Annotated in this window: 8 protein-coding genes; 6 read left to right on the top strand and 2 right to left on the bottom strand. The window is 44.4% G+C overall.

Going from position 1 to position 8,386, the window contains the following annotated elements; translation table 11 throughout:
* A partial coding sequence (locus PLH26_RS17700) for a DeoR/GlpR family DNA-binding transcription regulator (RefSeq protein ID WP_324587364.1) occupies positions 1-422 on the bottom strand: 422 nt, incomplete at its 3' end.
* Positions 423-563: 141 nt separating this feature from the next.
* Here PLH26_RS17700 and PLH26_RS17695 point away from each other — a divergent pair.
* A complete protein-coding gene (locus PLH26_RS17695) occupies positions 564-1,553 on the top strand; it encodes a pyruvate dehydrogenase complex E1 component subunit beta (protein WP_324587363.1) in 990 nt (329 codons plus the stop codon).
* A gap of 79 nt (positions 1,554-1,632) precedes the next feature.
* Positions 1,633-3,714: a TonB-dependent receptor gene (locus PLH26_RS17690; RefSeq protein ID WP_324587362.1), complete on the top strand. Its 2,082-nt coding sequence runs from the start codon at positions 1,633-1,635 to the stop codon at positions 3,712-3,714.
* Between the two features lie 6 nt (positions 3,715-3,720).
* Here the strand turns inward: PLH26_RS17690 and PLH26_RS17685 are convergent, their stop codons facing one another.
* Positions 3,721-3,867, bottom strand: coding sequence for a hypothetical protein (locus PLH26_RS17685; RefSeq protein ID WP_324587361.1), 147 nt, complete (start codon positions 3,865-3,867; stop codon positions 3,721-3,723).
* A 359-nt stretch (positions 3,868-4,226) separates the two neighbouring features.
* Here PLH26_RS17685 and PLH26_RS17680 point away from each other — a divergent pair, with 359 nt between their 5' ends.
* The 4 genes from PLH26_RS17680 to PLH26_RS17665 all read left to right on the top strand — a co-directional run bounded on the left by PLH26_RS17680 (position 4,227) and on the right by PLH26_RS17665 (position 8,239).
* The gene (locus PLH26_RS17680) at positions 4,227-5,390 is read left to right on the top strand and encodes a sigma-54-dependent transcriptional regulator (protein WP_324587360.1); all 1,164 of its coding nucleotides are present in this window, start codon (positions 4,227-4,229) and stop codon (positions 5,388-5,390) included.
* 8 nt (positions 5,391-5,398) lie between these two features.
* A complete protein-coding gene (locus PLH26_RS17675) occupies positions 5,399-6,055 on the top strand; it encodes an alpha/beta fold hydrolase (RefSeq protein WP_324587359.1) in 657 nt (218 codons plus the stop codon).
* Between the two features lie 135 nt (positions 6,056-6,190).
* Positions 6,191-7,687 (top strand): S26 family signal peptidase, encoded by a 1,497-nt coding sequence (locus PLH26_RS17670; RefSeq protein ID WP_324587358.1) that lies wholly within the window; start codon positions 6,191-6,193, stop codon positions 7,685-7,687.
* Positions 7,688-7,750: 63 nt separating this feature from the next.
* Positions 7,751-8,239: a cytidine deaminase gene (locus tag PLH26_RS17665; RefSeq protein ID WP_324587357.1), complete on the top strand. Its 489-nt coding sequence runs from the start codon at positions 7,751-7,753 to the stop codon at positions 8,237-8,239.
* The last annotated feature ends 147 nt before the right edge of the window (positions 8,240-8,386 follow it).

Raw genomic sequence — 8,386 nt, 5'->3', positions numbered from 1 at the left:
TCGCCCACAACAATTACATCAATATTCGGATGATTGGAATATTCGAGTATGGCAGGGATGCTGCACGATACAAAAGTAGCCCTCAACTGCATCGGTAATATTCTCGCCAGCTCCACAATAGTGGTTCCGCCGGTGGTTAAAATAAACATGCCGTCCTGTATAAGGCTAAGCGCTTTTGTGGCAATAATTTTTTTATGCGTATGAGAATATATTTTTTCTGATGGATACCCCACATGACTGAACGAGCAGGACAATGCCCCACCATGTACTTTTATGATCTTACCCTCATCGGATAATTCCTGGAGGTCTCGCCGGATGGTATCTTCCGATACTTTCATTTCTTCACTTAAACCGGATGAAAGCACTTTATTGTGAATATTAACCTGGTGAAGGATAAAAGCCTGTCGTTCGCGCTTGAGCATCGTTAGAGTTGTTTATTTCAAAAGTAATAGAAATAAATACAAAAAATCTCAAATCAAAATCTTAAATTGGTCTCTCACATATCCTTTTGGTTATCTGCCTTACAACCAATAATTTTGCTCTCCTCAAACCAAGAAAATAAGATGGCAAACCGTGTTATACAATTTCGTGAAGCTTTACGGGAAGCGATGAGCGAAGAAATGCGCCGTGACGAAAGGGTCTTTTTAATGGGAGAAGAAGTAGCAGAATACAATGGTGCTTATAAAGTAAGCCAGGGTATGCTTGATGAATTTGGCCCGAAAAGGGTGATTGATACCCCCATTTCAGAGCTCGGCTTTACCGGTGTGGCCGTTGGAGCAGCGCAGAACGGGCTTCGCCCGATCGTTGAATATATGACCTGGAATTTTGCGGTATTGCCACTTGACCAGGTTTTAAACACGGCTTCCAAAATGTTGGCTATGAGCGGAGGACAGGTAGGTTGCCCTATTGTTTTTCGCGGGCCCAACGGCTCCGCCGGCCAGTTGGGCGCCCAGCACTCCACTGCATTTGAAAGTTTGTATGCCAATATACCGGGACTGAAAGTGATCTCTGTTTCAAACCCTTATGATGCCAAAGGACTGCTGAAAAGCGCTATAAGAGATGACGACCCCGTTATTTTTATGGAAAGTGAAGTTATGTACGGCGAAAAAGGTGAAGTCCCCGAAGAAGAATACCTGATACCGATCGGTAAAGCTGATATCAAGCGTGCCGGAACAGATGTTACCATTGTTTCTTTCAATAAAATGATGAAAGTTGCACTTGGAGCTGCAGAGGAACTGGCAAAAGAAAATATCAGTGCGGAAGTAATTGACCTGCGCACCATCCGCCCGTTAGACTGGCACACCGTTTTTGAATCGGTGAAAAAAACCAACCGCCTGGTAATTGTGGAAGAGCAGTGGCCCTTCGCTTCCGTATCGTCCGAACTGGCCTACCGCATACAAAAAGAAGCATTTGATTACCTTGATGCGCCTGTTCGCAGGATAACAAGCGCCGATGCGCCCATGCACTATGCGCCGAACCTGGTGGCTGCTTACCTGCCCGATATTCCCCGCACGGTAAAGCTGGTAAAAGAAGTCATGTATATTAAAAATTAACAGCTTTTCTGGATCCAGAAAACATATTATCCCGGAGTTCAGCGCTCCGGGATTTTTTTTGAATAATTTTGATACCGCAATGAAAAAAATTATATACCTCATTTTCCTGGTTATATCGCAACCTGTTATTGCACAGCAAAGAGAGCCGCTTACAAAATCTGATACCATTCCGTTAATGACAGAAGTAGTGATCAAGGGTTTTGAATCAGAAAGGCGGCTTCTGGAAACCCCTGTATCAGCGGGAATTGTTGGCCGGAGGGACATGCAAAGATTCTCTAATGCATCGCTGGTGCCTGCAATAAACATTGTTCCGGGCGTTAGAATGGAAGAACGGTCGCCCGGCAGCTACCGTTTAAGCATCAGGGGCAGCCTGTTGCGTTCACCCTTTGGTGTGCGCAATGTAAAAGTGTACTGGAATGATATTCCTTTTACTGATGCCGGTGGAAATACATACTTCAACCTGGCAGACCAGAACAGCATCAGGCAAATTGAAATATTGAAAGGACCTGCAGGAAGCATATATGGCGCCAATACCGGAGGGGTGGTTATACTTCATCCGGATGAACTGCCGCTGCAGGAAAATATTGTTCAAAAGCATCATTTCCGGGCCCAGGTCAATGGTGGCTCATACGGCTCGTTTGGCGAAAATGTACAATGGCAGTACCAGGATAAAAACCTCAGCTCATCGCTCACCCAAAGTCACCTGCAGTCCGACGGGTACAGGCAAAACACCCGTTTGCGCAGGGATGTACTGCAATGGAACGGGGCGGCACAGTTATCTGAAAAGGATAAGCTCGACTGGATTTTGATGTATGCAGATATGTATTACCAAACACCGGGCGGATTGACCCTGCAGCAAATGCAGGCAGATCCGAGGCAAGCCAGGCCGGCCACTCCTGCTGCGCCTGGCGCTGCAGAACAAAAGGCTGCCATTTACAACAAAACACCCTTTGCGGGACTGAGCAACCGGTACAGTTTCAACGAGCACTGGAGCAATGTTACTTCCGTGATGCTGGCTTACACTGATTTTAAAAATCCCTTTATTACCAATTATGAAGCAAGAAAAGAATCCAATGCAGGCTTACGTACCAAAATGGTATATCATACTGTTACCGGTAAACATGACCTGAAGTTTATTGCGGGCATGGAATGGCTGTATAATTATTCTGCCATCAATAATTATGGTAACCGCCTGGGCAATGCGGATACCATTCAGTTCAAAGACAAAATTTGGGCAAGACAAATATTGCCTTTTTTACAGGGCGAATGGTGGGCCGGTAAAAAATTCCAGTTGCAGGCAGGATTAGGTACCAATTTTTTTGTTTACCACTACCAGCGCCTAACCGATCCGGATGATTCGAAAAAGAAAAAGAAATTAAACGAACAGTTGCTGCCACGGCTGGCTGCTTTGTATCGTGTTACAGACAATATCTCCCTGTATGCATCCGTGAGTAAAGGGTTTTCACCTCCGGCCATAGCGGAAGTAAGACCGTCGGAAGGAAGCTTTTACAGCGATCTGCAACCCGAATATGGCTGGAACCGCGAAATAGGGATCCGGGGAAAAGTTTGGAAGAATCGTTTGTTGTTTGATATTACAGCCTACCGGTTTAAACTGCAGGACGCTATTGTAAGAAGGATCAATAATACAGGCGCGGAATATTTTGTAAATGCCGGCGGAACCGATCAAAAGGGAATGGAAGCATTTGCCGAATATATCCTGGCGCAAAACAACACTGCGTTCATACACACCGCAAAGCTCTGGGCGAGCATTACACTGAATGATTTTACTTTTACAGACTATTTCATTGATGATAAAGATTATTCGGGGAACGCCCTGACAGGTGTGGCAAAAACGATCTGGTCGGGAGGGTTTGATATGAGCACTGCACCCGGAATGTATTTAAATACCTCATTTACCCAAACTTCAAAGCTTCCTTTAAACGATGCCAATGGCTTTTATGCCCCCTCTTACCAGGTGCTGCTGGCCAGACTGGGCTGGAAAAAAGAATTCAATGCATTTTCTATTGAACTTTTTACGGGAACAGACAATGCATTGAACCAGTTGTACAGTTTGGGGAACGATATTAATGCTTTCGGCAACAGATATTACAATCCTGCTCCCGCCAGAAACTATTACGGGGGGCTGATCGTAAATCTGTAGTAAAATTTAAAATATAGAAGCTAAAGAAGATACGCCTACTGCAAAAAGATAACACAATCCCATACAAAAAGCAGCTAACAAACCCAGTTTAGTGACCAGTTTCCAGGTAGGAACTTCTAAGGCATGGTTGGCTTTAAACGCTTGAGTTTTCATGGATAATCAATTTTTAGTTTTACAGGATATTTAATTAACGCAAATGTAGCTGTGAATGGTATGAAGTGCAAGGGTTTTAAAGAAAAATATAAAATGTTTTATTGAATTTTAGCATTTGATAAGGGAAGTGGATGGTGAGAAGTGAGAGGTGAAAGCGTACCTTCCTTTTACCACATACCCTATACCCTATGCCTTATTCCTCACACCCCATACCTGTTACCTAAAACCCGAAGCCGCCCCCTGCAACATGCAACTTGGAACCTGAAACCCTGAACCTTGCAACCCGAACCCCCGAAACCTCCTATAATTCCTTATTTTTGAGCACTTATAAAAGAATCAATTAAAAGTCATTCTAAACTATGTCGAACATTCTGATCATTGATGATGAAAAAGCGATACGTAAAACTTTGGGAGAGATACTTTCTTACGAGGGATATAAAATAGATGAAGCCGGCGACGGCGAAGAAGGACTGAAAAGGTTCAAAGAAAAAAGTTACGATGTAGTGCTTTGCGATATTAAAATGCCAAAGATAGACGGCATCGAATTCCTGGATAAAGCCAGCGAAATAAACCCGGATGTACCCATTATTATGATATCGGGGCATGGCACCATTGAAACAGCGGTGGAGGCAGTAAAAAAAGGAGCATACGATTATGTTTCAAAACCGCCCGACCTGAACAGGCTGCTCATCACCATTCGCAATGCGATGGATAAAACCGACCTGGTTACCGAAACCAAAGTGCTTCGCCGGAAGGTAATCAAGGTAGAGGAAATGATCGGGGAATCGGCGCCTATCCTGAAGATCAAAGAAACAATTGATAAAGTGGCACCCACAGATGCGAGGATAATGATCATGGGTGAAAATGGTGTGGGTAAAGAACTGGTGGCACGCTGGATACACGAAAAAAGCAGCCGCAATAAAAATCCCCTCATTGAAGTGAACTGCGCCGCTATTCCCGGCGAGCTCATTGAAAGTGAATTATTCGGGCACGAAAAAGGCTCCTTCACTTCGGCTGTAAAACAACGCATAGGCAAGTTCGAGCAGGCACATGGCGGCACGCTGTTCCTTGATGAAATCGGCGACATGAGCCTGAATGCGCAGGCTAAAGTGTTACGAGCGTTGCAGGAAGGAAAAATAACAAGGGTAGGCGGGGATAAAGATATTACGGTAGATGTAAGGGTTGTTGCCGCTACCAATAAAGACCTGCTGCATGAGGTAGATGAGAAACATTTTCGCCTCGATCTTTACCATCGCTTAAGTGTGATTATCATACATGTCCCGTCTCTTAACGACAGGAAAGATGATATTCCGCTGCTGGTAGAAAAATTTCTTGCGGATATATGCGCCGATTACGGTATTGCCCCAAAAGATATAAACGATGATGCATTAAAAGCACTGCAGGAAAACAACTGGACCGGCAATATACGCGAATTAAGAAATGTAGTGGAAAGGCTCGTCATCCTTTCCGGTAAAAATATTACCCTGGAAGATGTATACAGCTACGTTTTCCCTGCCAGGTAAGTCGTATTTTGAAAAAGGTATATTGCATATGCGGCCTGGGCTCCGATGAAAGGATCTTCAGTAAACTGGATTGGGGCGATAAAAACGTGCAGTATTTGCATTGGCTGATGCCCCTGCGCGGAGAAGCGCTTACCGATTATGCCCGGCGCATGAGTGAAAAGATCACAGAAAAAGATGCCATACTGGTTGGGGTTTCCTTTGGAGGGATTTTAAGCATAGAGATCGCCAGGCTGATGGATATTCAAAAAGTAATTCTCATCAGCAGTGTAAAAACGCATCACGAAATGCCACGGTGGATGAGGGCTTCCGGCAAATTAAGCCTCGATGCCATCATTCCCAAAGGCCGCCTTCATAGCGTTCGGCCTTTAAAGTTATTTTCACCCCTTGAAAATTATTTTTTGGGCGCGGTAACAGAAGAAGAAAAGAAACTGGCCCACGAATACAGGAAAAATATAGATCCCGGTTACCTGAAATGGGCCATTCACCAGGTATTGAACTGGAAAAACGAATGGGTGCCCCCCAACCTGTTCCATTTACATGGCGCCAACGACAAAATATTTCCATGCGCCCTGGTTCACCCAACGCATACCATAGCATCGGCCGGGCATTTTTTGGTATTCCAGCATCCTGAAGAAGTGTCTGATATTTTGAATGATATTATTTAATCGCGGCAAAATAGCTGTCAGGCTTTATTTAACAAAAAGGGTATTCCCCCGATGTAACATTTCAGTATAGAGAGCGACATATCTCTATAATCAGCTATTTATGCTATTTTTGGCAACTTCATAAAAACAGATTACATGAGTTTAGGCTGGATCCTTTTTATTTTGGCAACGATCGGTTCTCTTATTGGTTTGTATGGCATGTTTAAGAAAGCGGGAATTGAGCCCTGGAAAGCATTGATCCCATTCTACAACACCTGGTGCATGGTAGAAAAAATGCCTTTGAAAAGATATTGGTTCTTTTTGCAGTTCATACCCATCGTTGGGCAATTCATCACCATCTGGATATTCATCCGCTTTGTAGAGCATTTCGGCCGCTTTTCACTGTTGCATCACACCGCAACCGTGCTTGTTCCTTTTATATATTTACCTTACCTCGGGTATTCAAAAAACGAAAGGTATGCCGGCAATGCCGTAGTAAAGAACTACAAGAAATCTTCTGCAAGGGAATGGATTGACGCCGGTGTTTTTGCAGTAGTAGCAGCCACGATCATACGCACGTTCATTTTTGAAGCTTATGTTATCCCAACCGGCAGCATGGAAAAAACCCTGTTGGTAAATGACTTTTTGTTCGTGAGCAAGATGAGCTACGGCCCGCGGCTTCCCAATACCCCGCTTGCTATTCCTTTTGTACATCATACGGCACCCATAACAGGCGGCAAATCTTATTTAGAGTGGATCAAGCTGCCTTATAAACGCTTATGGACAACCCCGGTAAAACGCAATGACGTGGTGGTGTTCAATTACCCCGTTGGGGATACCGTAATAGGCGAGTACCAGTCGAACCTCAATTATTATGATGTGCTCCGTGACCAGTATGGAGGCGACCGGGAAGCATTGCTTCAGAGAGATGATATAATAGTAAGACCTGTAGATAAAAGAGAAAATTTTATAAAACGCTGCGTAGGCATTCCGGGGGATACCCTGCAGCTAAAAGAGGGAATTTTGTGGGTAAACGGTAAACCCGGGTATGTGCCTGAAGCTTCCGCAACCTTTTACAGCGTGCAAACCAAAGGACAGTATTTTGATGAAGATGTGCTGAAAGAAGATTTTAATGTAGAAACCGACCCCGAAAGGCAGCAATTGCTGGTAGGCAATGATATGAATTACATGATTGATCTTAGCGCCGAAGAAGCAGAGCGGATGAAAAAGCTGCCTTATGTACAAAGCGTTATAAAAGATGTAAAACAATTTAACCCAAATGTGTTCCCCAATGATACAGCCCATTACCAATGGAGCGAAGATTTTTACGGGCCGATATGGATCCCCAAAAAAGGAGCTACGATCACACTTACACCGGAAAACATTGCTTTTTACAGGAGGATCATCGCGGTATACGAACACAATACATTAGAAGAAAAAGACGGGCAATTCATCATCAATGGTAAGCCAGCCGACCAGTACACTTTTAAGATGGATTATTTCTGGATGATGGGAGATAACCGCCACAATTCGCAGGACTCCAGATTTTGGGGTTATGTGCCTGAAGACCATGTGGTAGGAAAAGCATCCCTCATTTGGTTCAGTTGGGATGGCGGCCCCAGGTGGAAGCGGTTGTTTAAGGCAATAAAATAGTGATAAGTGATAAGTGGTAAGTGGTAAGGCACAATGAATCATCTGACTAAAAATAACCTTCAGTTGAAAAAAGAGCGGATTTCTTTTTCTTACGAAGTATTGGATGCTGCTGAGTTGCTGCCCCAGGCCGACCGGGATCTGTTCAAAAAAGCCAGGGAAGTAACCCGGCTGGCTTATGCACCCTATTCCCGGTTTTTTGTAGGCGCTGCTGCTGTATTGCAAAACGGGAAGGTGGTCACCGGAACCAACCAGGAGAATGCATCCTTCCCGGCAGGGATATGTGCCGAAAGAGTTTTGCTGTCTGCCGCCGACTCCCTATACCCCGGCATACCGGTGCTTACCCTCGCCATCAGCTATTTCAATAAAAACAATGGTAAAAGCGGGCGTCCTCTGGCGCCATGCGGCATTTGCAGGCAAAGCCTGCTGGAGTATGAAATGCGCCAGCAGCAACCCATCCGCTTATTATTAGGAGGAATGGAAGGAAAAATATTTGTTATTGACGATGTTAAGGCCCTGTTGCCTTTATACTTTTCAGGATCCGATATGACCTGAAGCTCACTTTTCTATGCACCTCACTCCTCGCCTCGTGTAACGACAAAAACGATCCCGACTTTCACCTCTCTCCTCTCACTTCTCACTACTCACTTGTGCGTGCCTAAAATAGGTTGACATTTTTTTTAAATTATTCAAAAAGATCAA

Origin of the sequence: Agriterribacter sp. (genome assembly GCF_035444585.1) — a bacterium.
Taxonomy (GTDB): domain Bacteria; phylum Bacteroidota; class Bacteroidia; order Chitinophagales; family Chitinophagaceae; genus Agriterribacter.
The sequence above is the reverse complement of the archived record's forward strand: the minus strand, read 5'-3'. Positions and strand labels throughout refer to the sequence as shown.